Consider the following 22,235-nt stretch of genomic DNA (forward strand, 5'->3'; position numbering starts at 1 on the left):
CTCGACGGCCTGCGCAACGGCGACAGCCCGGAGGCCGGCGGCTTCGTGTGCGGAGCCTTCGGTGACGGCGGGCCGCTTACGGAAGCTGCGGACGCGCTCGCCATCCCTCACGACAGCCTGCGGTTCGATATGGGCCGTTTGCGTGGGATGCGCGCGCTGGCCCGCGCCATCAGAAAAAACCACGTCGACGTGCTGCACGTGCAATCAGGCTATCTGCTCCAGTTGGCGTACCTTCCGGCCCGGATGACCGGGGCGCGCATCGTCTACACGGAGCACGCCAAGCATGCGCTCCAGAACAAGAGACGGCTGCGCCGGGTGGTGCAGCTTCTGGGCAGGCGCGCGGACGCCGTGACAACGGTCTCCCGGAATCTCAAGGAATACTTCGTGGATGCTCTCGGTTTTGAGGACGAGGCCGTGACAGTGGTGCACAACGCCGTGGATACCGAACGTTTCCGGCCCGAGGGCGAGAGCGAGCGGGGACGAAGCATTCCGGCGCGGCCAACCATCATCGGCACCGTGGCCCGCATGACCGAGGCCAAGGATCACGGCAACCTTCTCAAGGCGTTCAGCAAAGTGCTGGAGCGCGATGATGATACGCTGCTCGCCCTTGTGGGTGACGGGGAAACTCGCGGAGATGTTGAACGAATGGTCCGGGAGTACGGACTGTCCGAGCGGGTGCTGTTTCTGGGCAGGCAGGAGCGGGTACCTGAGTTCCTGCGGGCCATGGATGTTTTCGTGTTGCCGTCAAAGCGCGAGGGGGCACCGGTTTCCGTGCTGGAGGCCATGGCCTGCGGCATTCCGGTTGTCGCCACGGACGTCGGCGGCGTGGGCGAGATCATCGAGGACGGCGTGAACGGTAGGGTAGTGCCGCCGCAGGATCACGAGGCGCTGGGTGCAGCGCTCTGTTGGTTGCTCGACAGGCCGGAGACGATGCGGCGGTTCGCGGTGTCCGGTCCGGCCGAGGTCCGTCGCAGGTTCTCCCGCGAGGCCATGTGCCGCAACTACCGAACCATATACGAGCAGGTGGTGCGTAATGATCGGATTCGTTCGTAGTACATTGAGTACGCTATCGGGCAGGCCCCGGTATCGAAAGTATGCACGCTACGGGCTGTTGCAGTGGCGCGATCGTGACGCGGTGCTGGCCGATCAGGAGGTCCGTCTGGCCTGGCTGATTGAACATGCCTACGAGACCGTGCCGTATTATCGCAGCCTTTTCGATGCAACAGGCTATGACCCGGCGGACGAGTTCTCCATGGAATGGTTTTCGAGCCTCCCGCTTCTCTCCAAGGACATCATCCGCGAGCAGGGCAGTAACATGCTCTCCTCGGCAACGCCCGGGGCCGAGCGCATCCGGAACAACAGCGGCGGGTCCACCGGGGAGCCGTTATCGTTTTATCAGGACCGCCAAGTTTTTGAGGAGATGCACGCCAACTGGATGCTCGGTCTGTCCTTTGTGGGCTGGACGCCGGACGATCTGGTGGTCAGCTTCTGGGGCAACCCGAAGGAGTTCGAGCGCCCGCCGGGGCTGGTGGACCGCATGAAGGGCTGGCTCGGCGGAAACATCGCCCTGAACGCCTATCGCTACAACGACGAGACAATGTCCGGGTGGGTGCCAACCATCAACCGGCTGGGAAAGGTCTTCGTGTACGGCTACGTCACGGTCCTGACCGATTTCGCCCGCTACCTGCTGGAGAACGGTCGCCCAGTCAAGGGCGTCCGTGCGGTGGTCACGTCTGCGGAGAAGCTGCACGGCCATCAGCGAGCCCTCATCGCGGACGCCTTTTCCTGTGGCGTTCATGACCAGTACGGCAGCCGGGAGACTCCATGCATCGCCGCCGAGTGCGATCATGGCGGGATGCATCTGCTGACCCATTCGTCCTATGTGGAATTTCTGCCGGATGCCTCAGGAAGCGGGGAACGGGTGGTCGTCACTTCCTTCGGCAACCGGACCATGCCGTTCATCCGTTATGACATCGGCGACATGGCCCGGTCCCGCGAAGGGGAATGTCCCTGCGGTCGAGGGTTCCCGCTCATGGAGATGGACATCGGTCGTAGCTGCGATAGCCTCGTCACCCCATCGGGCAGCCGGGTTTTCGGCACCTATTTCGTGCGGCAGATGTACGGCGTGGACGGTGTTAAGGCCTTTCAGTTCCGGCAGTCAGGGCCGGGCAGCATCGAACTCCGCGTGGTGCGCGGTCCGGGATTTTCGTCCGAAAGCGAACAGCAGCTCACGGCCATGGAGGGCCGCTTCGGCAGGGAGCTGGGCGAGCCGATCGCTCTGGCGGTCAGCTATGTGGATGAAATCCCGAGGACCGTGGGCGGCAAACACCGTCACGTTGTCTGCGACGTGGGGGGCTGAGCCGATGCGCATTCCGTCCATCATGTACCACTCCGTGGGCACTCCCGATCCCGGCTGGATATGGAGCCACTTGACCATTCCGGTGCGGCGGTTCGAGAGCCAGATGCGCTGGCTCTCCCGCAACGGTTACCATACCCTGACGTGCGAAGAATATCTGCACTGCATGAAAGAGGGAGCATCGCCCGGCAAGGCCGTGCTGCTGACTTTTGACGACGGGTATCTGGACAACTGGACCCACGCGGCGCCGGTGCTGGAGCGGTACGGTTTCTGCGGGACCATCTTCGTGAACCCCGAGTTCGCGGATCCGTCCGAGGGGTGTCGCCCGCGCATGGGCGAGCCGGGCTTCGACCCTGCACGCTGCATGGGGTTTCTCAACTGGGACGAGATGCGGGCCATGGAACGCTCCGGGGTCATGGAAATCCAGTCACACGCCATGACACACACATGGTACTTCAGCGGGCCTTCGGTAGTCGATTTCCATCATCCGGGTGACGCATATCCTTGGATGGACTGGAATTCGCGGCCTGACCTCAAGTGGGCCTCGCTCGGCCCTGAGGCGCATCGCGGTGGCTGGGGCGCGCCGGTTTTCGAGCACGCAAAGTCGCTTGCGGCTCCGCGTTATTTTCCGCCAGAGGGAGTGCGCGAGCGGCTGGAGACGTTTTGTGCCCAGCAGGATGAGAGCTTTTTTACATCGTCCTACTGGCGGTCCACCCTGAGTGCCGTCTATGAAGATGCGGCCCGCGACGCCGGGCCGGGCCGGATGGAGACGGAACAAGAGTACCTTGAGCGCGTCCGTTGGGAGCTTCGTGAGTCCAAAGCGATCATTGAAGAAAAGCTCGGCAAGCGCGTGGACGTGCTCTGCTGGCCGGGCGGCGGCAATTCGGCAGAGGCCATGAAGATTTCCGCAGAGTACTATGCGGCCACCACCCTTCCTTCAAGCCAGCGTCATCTGGCCGGATTCGACGAATACGGCTGTTACCGCATGGCCCGCATCGGCGCGCCAAGCGTGGAGACCTCTCGCGGCGTTGTCTACCCCGGCGGCCTGTATGCCGGGCTTGTTCTCAGAGAGTACGGGGGCGACATGCTGGCCCGCACGCTCCGGCGCGCGGGCAAGGCCATGGTGCTCCTCACCTCGTATCTGTTCCCGCAGACCCAATCCTGACCATCTTCGCCCTGCTCAGGGCAGATATTCATTGCCGGTTCGGGAGATGTTCCCGGCTCTTGTTCTCTTTCCGGGAGATACCCTTGTCCGTTTTTTTCGGACAGTCTGTCTTTCTTTTTAACCAACTGTTAAAATAGTATTTTATTGTTCGGATTTCCAAGGGACGCATCTCCTGGGAGTGAAAGAACAGGTGATGATTTGGGTGATTTTGCTGCGGGGTATCGGTGGCGTTGAATGTGAGGATGAAAAGACCTTGGATTTCGGCGCTTCGCAGGGAGGAGGGGCAGGGTGCCGTGTGGCGCGAAAGAAAGGGACGCAGGCGGGATTTTCGGCCTGTTCGGAAAAACCGGACAGCGGTTCATCTTCATTGTCCCTTCGCTGGTGGTGGATATGTAATTGTCTGAAATAGAGAGCTAAAATGTGACGGGAGGCGTTGGCACACTTCTGGCTTTTATGAAAGTCCACGGCCACAGGGCCAAGACCAGAACCCGGAGGAACTGCAGGTGTCAAACGTTTCCAGAAAACAGGCTCTCACGACCGCCGTCGGCCTCGTCATGGCCCTGATGCTTGTCATGCTCCCGGCCGGGTGCGGCAACAGCAACGTCACCGAGCTCATGAGCGAAGGGCAGAAGTATCTGGATGACGGAAACGGCAAGGGCGCCATCGTCATATTCAAGACCGTGCTGGACAAGGCCCCGGAAAACATGGAGGCCCGGTATGCGCTTGGCAAGGCGTATCTGCTCTCCGGCAAGGTCGATCAGGCAGAAAAGAATTTCGAGAAGTACAACCGCCAGAATCCGTATGACAAGAAAGTGCTGTTGGATCTGGGCAGACTCAAGGCTGTCCGGGAAGATTTTACTGAATCAATAAAACTGCTTGAGGAGTATTGTTCGGAATTTTCGGACTCGGCCGAAGGTCGCGAGGCGCTTGGATATGCTTACATGGGCGCAAAGCGATACGAAGACGCGCTGGCATCGTTCAGGAAGGCCGAGACGCTGGACTCCGAGAGAGCTTCCGCGCAGGTGGGCGTTGTCCGCGCTCTGGCTGCGCTGGGCAGGGTGGACGAAAGCGACGCCGCGCTGGAGACGCTGCTTGCCAAGTGGCCCAATCATCTTCAGGGGCTTTATCTGCGGGTGGCCCGTCAGGGCGCATCGGGACAGCTTGAAGAGTACCGCCGCACGTACGAGCAGATCGCGGAATCCTATCCTAATGAAGTATATGCGCGGTTCATGGTCGGCAAGAACCGTCTGGCCCAGCGTGATTATGATGGCGCGCAAAAGACGGTTGCCGAGCTGCGCCGCGATTTTCCGAATCTTCCCTACGGCGACAAGCTGGCCGGGATGATCCACTTCTCGAAACACGAATACCTCGATTCCATTCAGGAACTGCATAAGGCCCTGACAAAGCATCGTGAACCGGAGACACTTTTCCTGCTCGGGCTTGCGTATTACGGCAAGGGCGACCTTGAAACCGCCGTAACCCAACTGCGCAACAGTGTGGACATGACCCCGGATTTCGTGAAGGCGCGCGAGATGATCAGCCTGATCCTGCTGCGACAGGAGCGGCTGGACGAAGCCATTGCCGAAGCGGGGAGGATAATCGACATCGAGCCGGAAAACGTGGTTGCTCGCATGACTCTCGGCGACGCGTACACGGCCAAGGGCGACCCCGAAAACGCACTGCGCCAGTTCTCCACCGTCTCGGAGATGAAGCCCGACGCACCGGGCGCGTTTTTGAAGATTGGCGCGCTCCAGTATTCCTACGGTGAGCTGGAAAAGGCCGAGAACGCTTTCCGCGAGGCCATTGCCGCCTCGCCAAACAGCACCCGCCCGCGCATCGTGCTCGCCTCTTATTATCTGAACAGGGACCGCCGCGACATGGCGGAGGAGACCCTGCTGGAAGGCATCAGCGGCGAAAAGAGCGACGTGGTCATCTATTCGCTGTTGGCGCGTCTCGCGCTTGCCGACCGGGACATCGACAAGGCTATGGGCCTGCTCCAAAAGGCCAAGGCCGCGGCTCCGTCCGATCCCACGCCCTACAGCATGATGGCGACCGTCAAGCTGGCGCTCAAGAAACCGGAAGAGGCGCTTGAGCAATACGAGGCATTGCTTGAGCAGCAGCCCGGAAACCTTGCCGGACTGCAAGGCAAGGCTGCGGTGCTGGAAATGCTCGGCAAAAATGATGAGGCCGAGGCCGTGCATCGCGAGGCTCTGAAATCCGGTGTCCCGCAGGCCTATTCGGGCTATGCCGCCTATCTCGTGAAGCATGACCGCAACGAGGACGCGCTTGGTCAGGTTCGCGCGGGCAAGGAAGTCAATCCCGGTGACATGGGGTTGATGAATCTTGAAGCCAGCGTTCTGCTTCGCATGGAGCGGTACGAGGACGTTCTCAAGATATGCAACGACATGCAGCGACAGTCACCTGCGCTGGCCCTGAGCTGGCAGACCCACGCCTACATGCGCATGGGCGAGGGTGACAAGGCCGTCTCCACCGCGCAGAGCATGATCGATCTTTTCCCCAAGCGGCCTGCGGGCTACCTGACGCTCTACAAGATCAACGCTCAGCTCGGCAATATTGAAGAGGCCGTGGAAGCGCTGAAGCGTGGCGAGCAGCGTTGCGGTCCCGATCCGGAACTGTTCCTCGCGCTTGGCAGCCACTATGCGGCCGAGGACCGCCAGAAGGCCCTGAACTACCTCGGTGCGGCCATCAAGCGCGACGAGGACTATTATCCGGCATACGCAGCGCAAGGCAGCGTCTATCAGACCATGGGGCGCAGGAACGAGGCCATCAGGAGCTACAACAAGGCGCTCGACCTGAACGACCGCTATGTTCCGGCCCTGAACAACCTCGCCATGCTCTATGCCGAAGAGGCCAAGACCGCGCCCGAGGCCTTGCGGCTTGCCTACACCGCCTACATGAACGCCCCGTCCAACACGGCGGTGATGGACACGCTCGGCTACGCGCTGATCGTGAACGGCAAATACGACGAGGCGGTTCAGGTTCTCACCCGCGCCGCGGAACTGGACGGGGAAAACGGAAGCGTATTCTATCACCTCGGCTATGCGTACCACCAGCGTGGCGAGGATGACCATGCCGTATCGGCTCTCGGCAAGTCTTTGAACAGCCGGGACACCCAAAGCGTTGAAAAGGCACGCGCCCTGCTCGCCCAGATTCGTGGCGGGCAAGGCGGATGAGCCGGGGAGGAATCATGGTTTCCAAGGCAACAATAGGCATTTTCCGCTGTCTGGTCCTGCTGTCGCTGTCCATGGCGCTGTGTGCGTCCGTGATGCTCGGCAACGTGGGCGACATAGTGGCCGTGCTCCAGTCGCGGGCAGGCGAGCTGGGCATGCTGGCCGTAATCCTGACGCTCTCCACTGTGGGTGCGCAGCTTCTTCTCCAGCGCGGCGACCGCAGGGCCGACAGGGTCAGCGATTTTCTGCTCGGACTCATCGTCGCAACCAACGTGCTTTTCCTGCTTTCCCGCAACTCCACCATGCTCGCCGGGTTCGAGAACATGGCGCTGGCCTCGCTGTGCGTCTTTGCACTGCTTAGCGTGGGCCGCACCCTGCTTCTGAACAACTGGCGACACATCCCGGGCATGGTCAAGCGCGTGGTCATCGTGGGCAACGGAACCATCGTGGACAAGATGAAGGAGCTGGTGGACGTCTCGGACGGACGGTTCGAGCTGGGCGAGTTCATCGAATGCCGCCCCGGCCAGATCGCCGGTTCCCTGCCGGAATACGAAGGCAGCATCCTGAATCGCGCCAAGAAGCTCAAGGCCAGCCACGTCGTCGTGTCGCTGGAGGAGCGGCGGGGCGCATTCCCGCTGAGCGACGTGCTCAACTGCAAGCTCAACGGCATCGAGATTCTCGACGCACCCGGCTTCTACGAGCGGGTGAACCGGCGGCTGATGCTTGAACACATTACGCCAAGCTGGTTCATCTTCGCCCAGGGTTTTCGCATTGCGGGCATTCGCCGCGTGGTCAAGCGCGCCATGGACATCGTTCTGGCCCTGTTCGGCCTGATGATGATTGGTCCCTTTGTTCCCTTCATCGCGCTGGCCATCAAACTGGACTCGCCCGGTCCCATTCTGTTTCAGCAGGTCCGCGTGGGCCGGGGCGACCGCGATTTCGTGATTTACAAGTTCCGCACCATGCGGGCCGACGCCGAGCGATTCTCCGGCGCGGTCTGGGCGCGGCAGAACGACAACCGCATCACCAAGCTCGGCAACTTCCTGCGCAAGTCCCGCATCGACGAGCTTCCCCAGCTCCTGAACGTCCTCTTCGGCGACATGAGCATCGTGGGTCCCCGTCCCGAGCGGCCGGAATTCGTGCGCAAGCTGAGCAAGGTCATCCCGTACTACTCGGAGCGGCACTGTGTGAAGCCGGGCATCACCGGCTGGGCGCAGGTCATGTATCCCTACGGCTCTTCGGTTGAGGATGCCATCGAGAAGCTGCGCTACGACCTCTATTACATCAAGAACTACACGCTGCTGTTCGACTTCAGCGTCATGGTCAAGACCTTCGGCGTCATGGCCAAGAAACTGGGCCGCTAGGCCGAAGCAACCATGCCGGGAGAAGCCGCCATGAAAAAGATCGCACTGCTGGTTTTCTGTCTCGTCCTTCTGGGCGCCGTGTCCGCGTTCGCCAATGAATACGTCATAGGCGAGGGCGACATCATCAACGTGAGGGTCTGGGGCGAGGATGAGCTGAGTTCCGCCGCCCTTGTCCGTCCGGACGGGATGATCTCCCTGCCCGGCATCGAGGACGTCAGGGCGTCGGGCAGCACGCTCGATCAACTGCGCGGCCGCATTGCCGAGTCTCTTTCGCGGCTGGTCAAGGACCCGGTTGTGAACGTCTCGCTGGCCGAAAGCTCCAGCAGCAAGGTCTACATCGTGGGCGGCGGCGTGAAGTCCGGCGTCTACGACTTGAAGAGCAGGGTGACGCTTTTGCAGTTGCTGGCGTCCGTCGGTTCCATGGAAACGGCCGACCTCAAGGAGGCTTACGTGTACCGCAAGGGTGAAAAGGTCTTTACCGACCTGCACGGCCTCTTCAAAAAGGGCGAATTCGACAAGGATATCAAGCTTCAGCCGGGTGACACCGTCTTCATCCCCATGAAGGAAGACCTCTTCGTATACGTGCTCGGGGCGGTAAACCAGCCCAAGGCGGTTTTCTGTCGCGAAGGGCTGACCGTGCTCGATGCCCTGCTGGAAGCTGGCAGCTTCAACAAGTACGCCGACGAGGAGCGCATCACCGTGGTCCGCAAGGACGGGGAAAATCGTGAAGAGATGACCGTCAACGGCGAAGCGCTCGTGGAAAAGGGCGAGCTGAGCCAGAACCTTGCACTGAAGCCGGGCGATTACGTCATCGTTCAGGAAAGCTTCTTCTAGGGCGCCGTGATGATGGTCGAATCCCAAAACAGCGGGCAGTCCGGCGAGAGCGGCATGGACGTGATGCGTTACGTGCGGCTCGTGCTGGAGCGCCGCAGGCTCTTCTGCATCATCGCCGTGGCAGTCATGCTGCTTGCCATCGTGGCTTCGTATGCGATGCCAAAAAAGTACACCGCCAAAAGCCTTGTGTTCATCGAGCAGAACGTGGTCAGCGATCTGGTCAAGGGCATCGCCATCACCCCGTCCATGGACATGCGCATCAAGGCGATCCGCGTGACCATGCTCAGCCGGTCAATGCTGCAGCGCGTCATCAAGGAGCTTGACCTCGACGTGACGCTCAACAACAGCGCCGAGTGGGACGCCATGGTCAAGAAGATCGAGAAGAAGCTGAGCGTTCGTCTGGACGAGAAGCGCGGGGTCTTCACCATAGCGATTACGGATCGCGACCCGGTGCTTGCGCGCGACATCGTGAACACCATGACCCGGCTGTACATCGAGGACAACACTTCTGAAAAACGCAAGGAATCATACGAAGCAACACGGTTCCTCGCCGAGCAGATAGAAACCTTCAAGAAACGCATTCAGGAAATCGAGCAGAAGATAGACGATTTCAAGCGCGAGTCGGGATTCCTGCTTGCAACGGACGAGAGCAGCATCCGTCGCGACATCGACCGGGTGCAGGATGAGCTTGAAGAGGTGCGCATCCGCATCAACGAGCTGAACTCCGCCCGGCAACTGCTCATTGGCGATACGCCTTCCAACAGGCTGCTTGAACAGCAGCAACAGGCGTTGGCTTCGCTCAAGGCGAGCTACACGGACGAGCACCCCAAGGTGCTGCGCCTGAAGAGCGCCATCGCGAGCACACAGCAGCGGCTGGACGAAAACCTGCGGGCCGAACGGCAACAGGTGTACCGCTCCGGCGAGTACCGGGGGATCAAGGTCCAGCTCACCTCGCTGGAGGCCATGCAGAAGAATTATGAAGAGGAAATCGCGGAAAAGCGGTCCATGCTCCAGCAGATTCCGACTCTTCGCACGCAGTTGGCCGAGCTTGAGCGGCAGCGCCATAACGAAGTGCTCATCTACGAAAAGTTGGTTTCCCGCTACGGGCAGTCCGAGGTCTCCAAGGAAATGGAGCTGCAGGACAAGTCGGTTTCCTTCCGCGTGCTCGACCCGGCCATCGTTCCGGCGATTCATACCAGCCCGAACAGGCCGCTCATCATCGCCGGGGGCATATTTGGCGGATTCGTCATCGCGTTCGGGATCATCGTCCTCATGGACCTGCTCAATCCGGCCATCAGGACCGTCGATGAACTCAAGCGGCTGGGCATCAATGTCTTTGCGGTGGTTCCCAAGATGACCACCGAGGAAAACCGCCGCAAACAGCGCAACATGGACCTGCGTCTGCTGTTCTTTACCGGGAGCGCGTTCGCCGTGGCCATTTTCTTCCTTGTGATCGAAGTATTGCGAATTCCGCTTGTGGACAACGCCCTGGCGCTGCTGAAGCGTCACATGGGAGTGTAGGAGGCAGCATGGGCAGACTGGACAAGGCACTCAAGAAGGCCGTGGAATTGCGGGAAAAACCCGTGCACCCAGAAGAGCCTGAAGAGCATGGCGGCAAACGGTTCGACGCCACGTCCATGGAAGCCCTTGAACGGCTTCGGGAGGTGCCCATGCTCGTTTCGGCAAACGCCGTGCATTCCCCCGCGGCCGAGGAATTCCGCAAGCTCAAGCAGAATCTGGTCCGCGTGACCCAGAAGGAGGGGTTCCAGAACACGCTTCTGGTAACGAGCGGCACAACCAGTGAAGGCAAGAGCGTCACGGCGGCCAACCTCGCCGTCAGCCTTGCGCAGGAGTTCGACCATACCGTGCTGCTGGTGGACGCGGACCTGCGCCGTCCCACCTGCCACACGCTGCTCCAGGTCGAGCCGGGAATCGGGCTTGCCGATTGCCTCGTCAACGGCACGGACGTCAGCGAGGCCATCGTGCGCGTCGGGCTCGGGAAGCTGAGTTTTCTGCCCGCAGGGTCGAATGTCCCGAACCCCGGGGAACTGCTGGCGTCCGGGCGGATGCGCAAGCTGCTCAGGGAGATGAAGCACCGCTACCCGGATCGCTACATCATCGTGGACACTCCCCCCGTGCTGCCGTTTGCCGAGAGCCGTTCGCTGGCCCGCATCGTGGACGGCGTGGTGCTGGTCATCAAGCAGGGCCGGATGACCCGCAACAGCCTGCAGGAAGTGTTCGAGGCTGCGCGGGGCGAACATCCTCGGCGCGGTCTACAATCAGGCCGCACAGGGCGGCGGCAACGGATATTACGGGTACGGCGGCTACGGAGCGTACGGTTATGGTTACTAGCACTGCTCGGAAAACCGCCTAGGGGGCCGCGTGTACGAGTCCTTCTTCAATCTGAACACCAAGCCGTTCGATCTGCTGCCGAATCCCTCATATCTCTATATGAGCGGCACGCACGGCAAGGCGCTTTCCTACCTGCGGTACGGCATTCAGGAGCGCATCGGCTTCATCCTGCTGACCGGCGAGGTCGGGGCGGGCAAGACCACGCTGATTCAGGAGCTCATCAAGAGCCATCTGGAGCGGGTCACGCTTGCGCGGGTGTTCAACACGAGGGTGGATTCGCAGCAGCTCCTGACCATGATCAACGACGACTTCGGCCTTGAGACCGGGGGACGCAGCAAGGCGGCGCTGGTTCGCGAGCTCAACGATTTTCTCATCGATCAGTACGCCATGGGCAATCAGGCCGTGCTCATCATCGACGAGGCGCAGAACCTCTCCGGCGAGCTGCTGGAGGAGGTCAGGATGCTTTCCAACCTTGAAACCGACGGCGGCAAGCTGGTGCAGATAGTGCTGGTGGGCCAGCCCGAGCTGCGGGACACGCTCGCCAAGCCGGAGCTGTTGCAGATGCGCCAGCGCATTCAGGTGGCCTGCCATCTCGGTTCGCTTGATGAAAGCGAAGTGAAGGAATACGTGCTCTGCCGGTTGGAAAAGGCTGGAAACCGCGAGGCCGTGGCCATCGAGGACGGTGCGTTCGGGGTCATTCACGGCGCCTGCCGGGGCATCCCGAGGCTCATCAATATCCTGTGTGACTACATGATGATGGATGCCTTCAGCGATGAGCGGAAGACCGTGGCCCAGGCGGACGTACAGGCCATTGTCGATGAACTGGATTTTGAACGCAAGTACTGGAATCCGAAGGTGGCGGCCAAGCCCGTGCGCAAGACCGACACGACCAAGCCGGCGCTGGCCTATCGGTCTCGCAAGGCGGAAGAAGTGTTGCGGGCCATCCGCAATCTCGATGCACGGCTGGAGAGCGCGGAGCGCCAGTTGGGAATTTCAGGCCCCGAGGCGATGCTCAATCTTTCCGACAGGGTGGACAGGATCGAGCAGGGGCTTGCGGCACGAGTGAGCCGTTTGGAAGAGGATGTGAACATGGCCCGGCAACTGGCCATGGACGCCGGTATGTATTTGCGCAGAGGGCCGGAACGGCCCCTGACGGATCGACCGGGGCAGGAACCGAAGAGGGGGTGGGTCAGCAGGATGCTTTTCGGCGACAGATAAAGTGCATTGCAGTACCTCGTTTCTCTTGCGCTGCTTGCAAGTGTGAGGTAACGAAAGGTAATTGTAATCCTATCTTTACAGCACGCCGATCGGAAAGGGAAGAATGTACAAAGCGACACAAATCAGTACGCCAGCCAAAGCGGCACTCACGGCACTGATGCTTCTTCTGCTTTCCGGGCTCCCTTCGCTGGCCGCCGACTTTCAGGTCAAGCCCCGCATCTCCGTCAAAACGGAATACAACGATAACGTCAACGAACGCCATAACGGCGAGGGCGATGTCGTGGCGATCGTAAAACCGGGCGTTTCCGCCACCTACGATCATTCCCGCGTGTTCTTCGATATGTCGTACGACTTCGAATACAAGAACTACACGCAGGGCAACAGGGGCAATGAACAGAACCATAATCTGAACGGCATACTCAATGTGGAGGCCATCAAGGACCTCTTCTACATCGAGGTGAACGACCGCTACGGAAGGCAGTATCAGGACGTTACAAGAGGCGATTTCCAGTCCGGCGACACGAGCGTTGAGACCGTGGACCAGAACCTCTTCACCCTGAAACCGTATTTCAGCGTCCCGGTTCAGGAGCGCACGACGCTCCAGTTCGGCGGTCAATTCGAAGATATTTGGTACTCGAACGAGAACAGTGTGGACAAGCGCAACTATCAGGTCTTCACCGACCTGATCCACGAACTCTCCGCACAATGGTCTGTTTCGGGTTCGCTGCAGTATGAAAAGCAGATTCCGCGTGATGACGCGAGAAAGGGCGGTTTCGACCGCTATACCGCAGCGGCAGGAACGAAATACAGCTACGCCGAAGGTTCGGAGGTTGACTTCCGCATCGGCATGACAAGGACTTCGTTCCGAGACAACGTGAGCAGCACCAAGGTCCAGATCCCGTGGCAGGTCACATGGACGCACGCCATGGAGCAGGGCTGGACCTCGACAGTGAGCTCGGCTTTCGAGTTCAAGGAAGACCCGAACCAGTCGGGAACCCGGGATGAGCAGACTTACTCGGCGCGGCTGGACAAGGAATACGGCAGAGGCAATCTGGGATTCGGTCTTTCGTACAACGTCTACGACTCGACCAGCGGTTCCGGACAAGTGACAAAATGGGTGCCCAGAGCGGGAGGTGTGCATGAACTGACCGACAGACTGGCTTTTGAGTACAACGCCTCGGTTGATGTCCAGGATTCTCCGGACTCGAGCCTCAGGTGGCTTGCGCTCACCAGCCTTGTTTACGAGCTGTCGGAACATGCCAGCGCCGAGCTGAACTACAGGTTCAAGAGTTTCGATGCCAAGGGTACCACGAACGATTACGTTTCTAACACCATCGGAGCGGGACTCACATGGAGCTTTTAGGAGGTGGCTGGATAACAGTTTGATGCACAGTTGAACAACTCCCGTCGGTAGCCGGACGCAAGGGGAACGACGATGATCAACGCATTGTCCGTGGACGTGGAAGATTACTACCACGTCAGCGCCTTCGAGAACGTCATCGACCGAGCGGATTGGGACCACTATCCCTCCCGCGTTGCCGACAATACCCGCAGAGTGCTGGACCTCTTTGACATGCATGAGGTCACGGGCACTTTTTTTTGTGCTCGGCTGGGTGGCGGAACGGGAGCCGCAGCTGGTGCGCGATATCGTGGACCGGGGGCATGAACTGGCCTGCCACGGCTACTGGCATCAGCTCATCTACGTCATCGGGCCGGAGCGTTTCCGCGAGGACGTTATCTGTGCCAAGAAGCTGCTTGAGGACGTCTCCGGAAAGGCCGTCAACGGCTACCGCGCGCCGAGCTACTCCATCACCGCCGAATCTCTGTGGGCGCTCGACATCCTCGTCGAGGCAGGATTCACTTACGACTCCAGCATCTTCCCCATACACCACGACCGCTATGGCATCCCCGGATCGCAGCGGTTCCCCCATATCATCGACCGTCCCATGGGCGGCATCAGCGAATTCCCCATAACCACCTATCCGCTTCAGGCCCTCGGCAGGCGGCTCGACCTCCCGGTTTCCGGGGGCGGGTATTTCCGGCTGCTTCCATACGGACTGGTGGACAGGGCCCTTCGTCACGTCAACGAGCGGGAAGGACAGCCCGCCGTCGTCTATTTCCACCCGTGGGAAATCGATCCCGGCCAGCCCCGCATCAAGGGGTGCGGCCTCAAATCGCGGTTCCGTCACTACGTCAATCTCGACAGCACCTACGGCAAGCTCGAACGCCTCCTTTCCGGGCATGAGTTCGCGCCGCTCGGCACGGTGCTGCAATCCCGAACCGGCAACGCCGCAGCGGAGAGCGCATGACCTTTGCCAACGCCTTACGCAAACAATCGCCGTATCTGCTCGTCTTTCTCGTGCTGTTCGGCCTTGCCTATGCCGAAGTGCTGCGCGGGATGGTGCTCGCGTGGTATGGCGATGACAACTATTCCCACGGGTTCCTGATTCCGGTGGTTGCCGGATGGTTCGTGTACACGGGCTGGCAGGACCTCCGGGACACCGAAGTCCGGCCTTCGGATCTCGGCGGCCTCCTCGTGCTGGCCGGTGCCGCGCAGTTCGTGCTGGCATGGCTGGCCACCGAGTATTTCAACATGCGCCTGTCCATGGTCGTGCTGCTGGCCGGGGCCGTGCTGCTCTTTTTCGGGCGCGAGGTGTTCCGCAAGCTGCGCCTGCCCATCGGCTACCTCGTGCTCATGGTGCCGCTGCCGTATATCCTCTACGACGCGGTGGCGTTCCCGCTCAAGCTTTTCGTGGCCAAGGTCTCGGTGAAGACCCTGCAGCTCATGAATTTCGCGGTGTTCCGCGAGGGAAACGTCATCAGCTTCCCCAACATCACGCTGGAAGTGGCCGACGCATGCAGCGGGCTGCGGTCGATCATGTCGCTCATCGCGCTGGCCGTGACGTTGGCCTTCATCATGCTGCGTTCACCGTATAAGCGACTGCTGCTCATCCTGCTGGCTGTGCCGTTTGCGGTGTTCACCAACACGCTCAGGGTCATCGCGACAGGTGTTCTGGCCCGGTACTTCGGGCGTCAGGCCGCAGAAGGGTTTTTCCACGAGTTCGCCGGGATCGCCGTGTTCGTCATGGCTCTGGTGCTGCTCCTTGCAAGCGGGTTCATCCTCAAGCGCATGGAGAAGCGCCATGATGTATAGGTACCTGTTCGTCTACGCGCTGCTCATAGCGGCCGGGCTTTACACCCATCTGCACTCGGACGTGGCCACGCCGCTCAGCCGCTCGCTGGACGAGTTTCCCATGAGCGTTGACGAGTGGCGCGCAGTGAAGGAGTGGCATTTCAGCGAGCCCGTCATGCGGGTTCTGCGACCGAGCGATTATCTGGCGCGGAAGTACCGCTCGCAGGAGGGGGACACCGTGGAGCTTTACATCGGCTACCACAACGGCGGGCCAGACGCCGGACCGGTGCACAGCCCCAAGCACTGCATGCCCGGAAGCGGCTGGCTGCTGGAGTCGCAGCAGCAGCGCACCATCACCGTGGACGGCGATCCGCTGAAGGTCGTCTGGGCGGTGTATCGCAAGGGAGAGCGGCGGGACGTGTTCGTCTACTGGTTCCAGGTGTGTGGAAATCCGGTGGTTTCCGAATATGCCCTGAAGCTTGGCGAGGTGCTGGGGTCCTTGACGAAAAAGCGGCGTGACAGCGCATTCATCCGCATCTCCACCAGCGGGGCAGGTGAGGGGGCTCCCACGGAAATGCTGTCTGCTTTTGTTACCGATTTTTATCCCGTCATCCGGGCGTACCTGCCGGTTGACGACTGCAGGGAGAGGAGGGACTTATGAGCCAGTTGATTCAGGTAGCGGCCATTGTGCTTGCGGTGTCGTATCCGCTGTACGTTCTGGTCCGGGCCAAGGGTGGGCGGTCCAATGCCGTGCTCGCGCTCGCGCTTTGGACCACCGCCGCGCTCATGCTGACGACCTTCATGATGCGCGGTTCCGAAGGGTTCGGTCTGTACGGCAAGGCACTGCTGATGCTTGAGGCGGCCCTGTGCCCGGTCTGGTTGACCTTCAGTCTCGTATACAGCCGGGGGGCCTCGCTCGCGAACGTCTCCACCACCCAGCGGCTGATATGGGTATTCTCCTTCATCCCGTTGGGCATTGCCGCGTGGTTTCCGGTTCGCAGCTTCTTCTACTCTCCGGACTTCATACTGGACAAGATGCTCTTTCTCGAACCGCTGGCCTTCTTCTTCTACCTGCAGATCATGCTGCTGTTGGCGGTTTCGCTCTTCAACCTCGAGGCCACGCTCGCCAACGCCCCCCACGGCGTGAAATGGAAGATCAAGTTCTCCATCGTGGGCAGCGGCACCATCGTGGCAGCGCACATCCTCTACTTCAGCCAGAGCCTTCTCTTCCGGGCCATGGACATGCGTTTTACCACCCTGTTGGCCGTCAGCACCGTGCTCGGGGTAGGCCTTATCGCATACTCGCACGTCAGCAGGGGCGGAGAGGAGCGCGTGGTCATTTCCAGAAGCCTTGCATACCGGTCCTTCGTGGCCCTGTTTGGCGCGGTGTTCATCCTGTGCGTGGGGCTGTTCGGGGAAGCCATGAAGCTCTTTGGCGAGAGCGTGAACAGCTACCTGCTCATCATGCTCCTCTTCGTGGCCTCCCTCTTTCTCGTGGTGCTGGCTCTCTCCGAGAAGATGCGCCGCAAGCTGCGGTTGTCCATTCAGCGAAACTTCTATGGCGAAAAATACGACTACCGTCTGGAGTGGCGAAAGTTCACCGAGCGGACCACCTCGGCCCGAAATCCCGATGAACTCTATCGCGGCATCCTGCGCGGGTTCTGCGAGACCTTCGGCGTGGTGGGGGCGTGCCTGTACCTTCAGGGTCGGCACGACACCAACTACGGCCCGGTCCTCTATCATGAGATGGACCATCACGGCTCGCCCATCTCGGTGACGAGCGGCCTCATCGAGCACCTCGGCAGGCACCGGGACATCATCGACATGCGCGCCGGGGACTACAGCTTCGACGAGGAGACCGACCGGCTGCTCAAAAGCCGTGAGGTGCGCTTCGTGGTGCCCATTCACTCCCGCGACAACCTCCTCGGCGTCATCATGCTTGGCCGGGCCATCAACCAGATCGAGCCATACGACGAGGAAGACCTCGAACTGATGCAGGCCTTCGCCAACCAGACCTCGGCGGTAATCCGCAACCTGCGTCTCGGTGACGAACTGGCCGAATCCCGCAACATGGAAGCGTTCGGACAGGTGGCCACCTTCGTGCTGCACGACCTCAAGAATCAGGTCTATCCACTCTCGCTTCTGGTGGACAACGCCCGCAAGTACATCGACGACCCCGAGTTCCAGAAGGACATGCTGGACTCGTTGACCAACATCACCGGGCGCATGAACGAGCTCATCGCGCAGCTGACCCACATCCCGGGCAAGAACCAGCTCCGGCTGGAGCCCGTGGACCTGATGGAGCTGGCTCACGAGACCGCGAGGCTGCTGCCCGACGCCAACATCGAGTTCGTGGGCGACACGGCCACGGCCATGGTGGACCGCGAGGAGATCCGCAAGGTCACGCTCAACCTGTTCATGAACGCCATAGAGGCCAACAACGGCGACCGTTTCAAGGTCCGCGTGGCCAATGACGGCGGGCCGAAGATCGAAGTCATCGATTTTGGTCACGGCATTGACGAGGCCATCATGCGTGAAGGGCTGTTCGTGCCGTTCAAGACGACCAAGCACAAGGGCATGGGCATCGGTCTCTATCAGAGCAAGCAGATCGTCGAGGCCCACGGCGGCATCATCTCCGCCACCAGCGTGAGCGGCAAGGGCTCCACGTTCAGCGTGAGCTTCCCGCGGATGCCGCAGGAAGGAACGGCGTAAGCCAGACGAGAAGGACGTACCAGTGACGAATATGCAGAATCTCCTGATAGTCGACGACAACGTCGATGTCCGCCAACAGCTCAAATGGGGCCTCTCGGGCGGCGGTTTCGGCGTGCACTTCGCCAAGGACGGCGAGGAGGCGCTGGAATGCTTCCGCCGGGAGCGGCCGTCCGTGGTCACGCTCGACCTCGGCCTGCCCCCGCACGAGAACGGCGTGGAAGAGGGCATCCGCTGCCTCGGCGAGATGCTCCGCATCGACCCGCTGAGCAAGATTATCGTCATCACCGGTAACGAGGACCACTCGGCCGCGCTGGAGGCGGTGCGCATCGGCGCTTATGATTATTACAGAAAACCCATCGATTTCAGCGAACTGAAGATCATCATCGACCGGGCCATGTATTTGCAGCAGCTTGAGGCCGAAAACCGGACCCTGCGCGACTCTCGCGACGGCGACTGCGGCATCGTGGGCGACTGCGAGGGCATCCAGCGCGTGCTCTCCCACATCAAACGGGTGGCCGCCTCTGACGTGCCGGTGCTCATCTCCGGCGAGTCCGGCACCGGCAAGGAACTGGTGGCGAGGGCCATTCACCAGAAGAGCGCCCGCTCCAAGCGCGAGATGGTCGCCATCAACTGCGGCGCCATCCCGGAAAACCTTCTGGAGTCCGAACTCTTCGGCCATGAAAAGGGCGCGTTCACCGGGGCCAGCCGCACCGTGAAGGGCAAGGTCGAGTACGCGGACAAGGGGACGCTCTTCCTCGACGAGATCGGCGAGATGCCCATGCCGTTGCAGGTCAAGCTGCTTCGTTTCCTGCAGGAGATGGTCATCACCCGCGTGGGCGGACGCAGGGATATCGAGGTGGATACGCGTATCATCGCGGCCACCAACATCGACATCGCACAGGCCATGGAAGAGGGCTCCTTCCGTGAAGACCTCTACTACCGCATCGGCGTGGTCAATATCGTGCTGCCGCCGCTCAGGGAGCGCGGCGAGGATGTGGAGCTGCTGGCGAACTTCTTCCTGAACCGTGTGGGCAAGGAGACCGGCAATCAGGGGCTGACCTTCAGCAAGAAGGCCATGCAGTGGATCAGGAGCTACGACTGGCCCGGCAACATCCGCGAACTGGAGAACCGCATCAAGCGAGCGGTTATCATGACGCCGGGGCCGCGCATCGAGCCGGAGGACATCGGCGCGTCCGGCGAGGACGTTCAGCGTCGCAAGATGAACGCCGGGGAGATGTCGCTCAAGGAAGCGCGGCAGCTTCTGGAGCGCGACATGGTCGAGGACGCGCTCCGCCGTTCGCTCGGCAACATCGTCAAGGCGTCGAGCGCGCTGGGTATCAGCCGACCGACCTTTTACGATCTCATGAAAAACACGGCATCAGAAACACCTGATGCCTTGAGTGGCCGCAACCCGAACAATGGGGGACGAATATGTGTGGCATAGCAGCATTTCTGGGAACCGGAACTTGGAACATTGCTTCGAACACAGACTGGCTGGATTCCGTGCTCATTGCGCTCTCCACGGCGGACGCGGCCGAGAACCCCATGGCTGCGGCCGAACCTCTTATGCGTCTTGCGGGTCGTTTTGACGATCTCATGTCCTTTGGCCTGTTTGCGGAGATGGCCTCCTCACACGAAACATATGCAAAGGTCGAGGCTGTACGGAACAACCTTGCCAAGCTGCGCGACGCCGTGGGTAAGCGCCTTTTGAACGATGCCCGCAACGACGACTTTGAGTCACTGCATGAAGGCTTGAACGATTACCTCTGGCAGGTGGAGCGGGAAGTGCTGGAGGGCATGGGCACCACCCTTGAACTCATGCCGGATACGGTCATTGAGGATGCGGATATGCGAAGCCGCCAGTATCTCGCGTGGAGCACGGAGGTCGTGCTGGCCTCCATCGACAGGCTTGAGGTGCGCGGCCGGGACTCTGCCGGAATCTCCATAGTCCTTCTGCTGCCCGAGGGAGTGCGGCCCATAGATCGCCTCACCAAGGGGCAGCGTCAGGAGCTGGAGCGGCGTATGGCCATTCGCCACGGGGCCGGGGGCGTTGTCACCATTCATGAGCTGGACGACGGCAGGACCGTCTGCCGCTTCATCTACAAGGTGGCGCAGCTTGTGGGCCGCCTTGGGGACAACTGCGCGCAACTGCGCAGGGCCATCCACGACGACGGGCTGCTCTGGAGCATGTCCGACGGCATGCAGGACGTGAGTATTCTCGCCCATACCCGCTGGGCCTCCAACGGCATCATTTCCATCACCAACTGCCACCCGGTGGACGGCGTACTGGAGGACTGCCCCTGCGAAGGGTTCGAGAACACCGTGTTCGTCCTGAACGGCGACGTGGACAACTACCAGACCCTCGTCAGGGACCGTGTGCTGGCGGGCGGGGGCAGAATCCCCCAGACCATCACCACGGACGCGAAAATTCTGCCCGCGTTGTTCTGTCTTGCCGAGGACCGCCAACTGGACACTGAGGAGCGGTTCCGTTCCGTGCTGAACGACTGCGAAGGCTCACTGGCCGTCATCATGCAGACGCTGGGCGAACCTGAGACCATGCATCTGGCCCAGAAGGGCAGCGGACAGAGCTTCTACATAGGTCGCTGCCGCGACGGCTGGCAGGTGGCCTCGGAAGCCTACGGGCTGGCCTCGCGCTGCCGCATCTCCTACCCGCTGGCCGAGCGGAAAGGCAGCGGCGTGTCGTTGATGCTGCGCTCGGACGCTGCTGCGGGCTCCATGCCGCAGATGCGCCCGCTGGACGGCGGCGCACCGCTTCCTTTGGAGGAAGAGCCCATTGAAATCTTCTCCCGCGATATTTATCGCGGCGACTACGAGCATTATATCGAAAAGGAAATCCACGAGGCCGCATCGTCCGTGGAGAAGACGCTTTACGGCAAGTATCGCCGCAGCCCCGGCAGGGTCGAGTTTCTGGCCGAGGGGTTCGGCAACGGGCCAGCGTTGGTGCACCGCCTGACCAACGGCGGGCAGCGCATCAACCGCATCATCTGCATAGGGCAGGGCACGGCCGCAGTGGCTGCCATGAGCGTGGCCGATTCCCTGCGCCGTTCGCTGGACGGCAGCGGCATCACGGTGAGCAACTGCACCGGAGCCGAGCTCATCGGGTTCGTGGGACGCGAGCCCATGGACGACGTGCTGCTTGTGCCTGTCTCCCAGTCCGGAACCACCACCGATACCAACCGGGTGGTGGACATCTGCAAGGAGCTTGGCGCGTGGGTCAACTGCATTGTCAACCGTCGCAACTCGCCGTTGGTCCGCAAGTCCGATTCCTACATCTACACCTCCAACGGTCGCGACGTGGAAATGGCCGTGGCCTCCACCAAGGCATTCTATTCGCAGGTGGCGGCAGGCAAGCTGCTGGCTCTGTGGCTGGGCGATCTCTACGGCACCATGGCCCCGGAAGCGGTGCAGGCCGAGGTGGATGCGCTGGAATCGCTGCCCGGACACATCGAGACCGTGCTTTCGGCCAAGGACTACATCGCGGAGGTGGCTTCGCAGTACGCATCCCGACACGCGCACTGGGCGCTTGTGGGCAACGGCGCCAACAGCGTGGCCGCGCGGGAAGTTCGCATCAAGCTCTCGGAACTCTGCTACAAATCCATCCCCTGCGACGTGACCGAGGACAAGAAGCACATCGACCTCTCCACCGAGCCGCTCACGTTGGTCATGGCCAGCGACCTGCCCGAGGACGTTGTTTCCGACACGGTCAAGGAAGTGACCATATTCAAGGCCCATAACGGCAGGCCCATCGTGTTCTGCCGCGAGGACGAAGATCGGTTTGACGGCGTGGCCGAGGCGGTCATCAAGCTGCCGAAGGTCGGTTCCGGGCTGGACTTCGTCATGGCCACCGTGGCCGGGCACTGGTGGGGCGTGGCCGCTGCCAAGGCCATCG

General features: G+C 61.1%; 16 protein-coding genes and 1 pseudogene. All 17 read left to right on the plus strand.

All coding sequences use genetic code 11. The features are described 5' to 3' along the window. Positions 1 to 1,053: glycosyltransferase (locus JCM12178_RS11955; protein WP_054651665.1), on the plus strand; the 1,053-nt coding region annotated here is incomplete at its 5' end. 4 nt (positions 1,054 to 1,057) lie between these two features. Then, positions 1,058 to 2,359: a phenylacetate--CoA ligase family protein gene (locus JCM12178_RS18735; protein WP_172677126.1), complete on the plus strand. Its 1,302-nt coding sequence runs from the start codon at positions 1,058 to 1,060 to the stop codon at positions 2,357 to 2,359. 4 nt (positions 2,360 to 2,363) lie between these two features. Further along, positions 2,364 to 3,521 (plus strand): polysaccharide deacetylase family protein, encoded by a 1,158-nt coding sequence (locus JCM12178_RS11965; protein WP_054651669.1) that lies wholly within the window; start codon positions 2,364 to 2,366, stop codon positions 3,519 to 3,521. Between the two features lie 503 nt (positions 3,522 to 4,024). Then, on the plus strand, positions 4,025 to 6,715 hold the full coding sequence (gene prsT, locus JCM12178_RS11970) for an XrtA/PEP-CTERM system TPR-repeat protein PrsT (RefSeq protein ID WP_054651671.1): 2,691 nt from the start codon (positions 4,025 to 4,027) through the stop codon (positions 6,713 to 6,715). A 14-nt stretch (positions 6,716 to 6,729) separates the two neighbouring features. Then, positions 6,730 to 8,076 (plus strand): TIGR03013 family XrtA/PEP-CTERM system glycosyltransferase, encoded by a 1,347-nt coding sequence (locus JCM12178_RS11975; RefSeq protein WP_054651673.1) that lies wholly within the window; start codon positions 6,730 to 6,732, stop codon positions 8,074 to 8,076. A 30-nt stretch (positions 8,077 to 8,106) separates the two neighbouring features. Then, positions 8,107 to 8,910: a polysaccharide biosynthesis/export family protein gene (locus JCM12178_RS11980; protein ID WP_054651675.1), complete on the plus strand. Its 804-nt coding sequence runs from the start codon at positions 8,107 to 8,109 to the stop codon at positions 8,908 to 8,910. A 9-nt stretch (positions 8,911 to 8,919) separates the two neighbouring features. After that, the gene (locus JCM12178_RS11985; RefSeq protein ID WP_245628745.1) at positions 8,920 to 10,431 is read left to right on the plus strand and encodes an XrtA system polysaccharide chain length determinant; all 1,512 of its coding nucleotides are present in this window, start codon (positions 8,920 to 8,922) and stop codon (positions 10,429 to 10,431) included. Between the two features lie 149 nt (positions 10,432 to 10,580). After that, positions 10,581 to 11,093 (plus strand): annotated as a pseudogene (locus tag JCM12178_RS19785) (AAA family ATPase); the annotation flags it as partial. A 199-nt stretch (positions 11,094 to 11,292) separates the two neighbouring features. Then, positions 11,293 to 12,480 (plus strand): XrtA/PEP-CTERM system-associated ATPase, encoded by a 1,188-nt coding sequence (locus JCM12178_RS11995; RefSeq protein ID WP_054651679.1) that lies wholly within the window; start codon positions 11,293 to 11,295, stop codon positions 12,478 to 12,480. Positions 12,481 to 12,583: 103 nt separating this feature from the next. Next, positions 12,584 to 13,843, plus strand: a complete 1,260-nt coding sequence (locus tag JCM12178_RS12000) for a TIGR03016 family PEP-CTERM system-associated outer membrane protein (protein ID WP_083465908.1) — start codon at positions 12,584 to 12,586, stop codon at positions 13,841 to 13,843. 72 nt (positions 13,844 to 13,915) lie between these two features. Then, positions 13,916 to 14,146 (plus strand): polysaccharide deacetylase family protein, encoded by a 231-nt coding sequence (locus tag JCM12178_RS19790; protein WP_245628746.1) that lies wholly within the window; start codon positions 13,916 to 13,918, stop codon positions 14,144 to 14,146. Beyond that, complete coding sequence (locus tag JCM12178_RS12005) at positions 14,118 to 14,789, plus strand: XrtA system polysaccharide deacetylase (protein ID WP_245628747.1); 672 nt, start codon at positions 14,118 to 14,120, stop codon at positions 14,787 to 14,789. Before JCM12178_RS19790 ends, JCM12178_RS12005 begins: the two co-directional genes overlap by 29 nt. Continuing rightward, positions 14,786 to 15,634: an exosortase A gene (xrtA, locus tag JCM12178_RS12010; protein ID WP_054651683.1), complete on the plus strand. Its 849-nt coding sequence runs from the start codon at positions 14,786 to 14,788 to the stop codon at positions 15,632 to 15,634. Before JCM12178_RS12005 ends, xrtA begins: the two co-directional genes overlap by 4 nt. After that, positions 15,624 to 16,274: an exosortase C-terminal domain/associated protein EpsI gene (locus tag JCM12178_RS12015; RefSeq protein ID WP_054651685.1), complete on the plus strand. Its 651-nt coding sequence runs from the start codon at positions 15,624 to 15,626 to the stop codon at positions 16,272 to 16,274. Before xrtA ends, JCM12178_RS12015 begins: the two co-directional genes overlap by 11 nt. Further along, complete coding sequence (prsK, locus tag JCM12178_RS12020; RefSeq protein ID WP_054651687.1) at positions 16,271 to 18,325, plus strand: XrtA/PEP-CTERM system histidine kinase PrsK; 2,055 nt, start codon at positions 16,271 to 16,273, stop codon at positions 18,323 to 18,325. Before JCM12178_RS12015 ends, prsK begins: the two co-directional genes overlap by 4 nt. 31 nt (positions 18,326 to 18,356) lie before the next feature. Further along, positions 18,357 to 19,769: a PEP-CTERM-box response regulator transcription factor gene (prsR, locus tag JCM12178_RS12025; protein ID WP_083465909.1), complete on the plus strand. Its 1,413-nt coding sequence runs from the start codon at positions 18,357 to 18,359 to the stop codon at positions 19,767 to 19,769. Next, positions 19,757 to 22,235, plus strand: a 2,479-nt coding sequence (locus tag JCM12178_RS12030) for an SIS domain-containing protein (protein ID WP_054651689.1), incomplete at its 3' end; no start/stop codon positions are given. The genes prsR and JCM12178_RS12030, both read left to right, overlap by 13 nt.

Source organism: Salidesulfovibrio brasiliensis JCM 12178 (genome assembly GCF_001311825.1).
Lineage (GTDB): Bacteria > Desulfobacterota > Desulfovibrionia > Desulfovibrionales > Desulfovibrionaceae > Pseudodesulfovibrio > Pseudodesulfovibrio brasiliensis.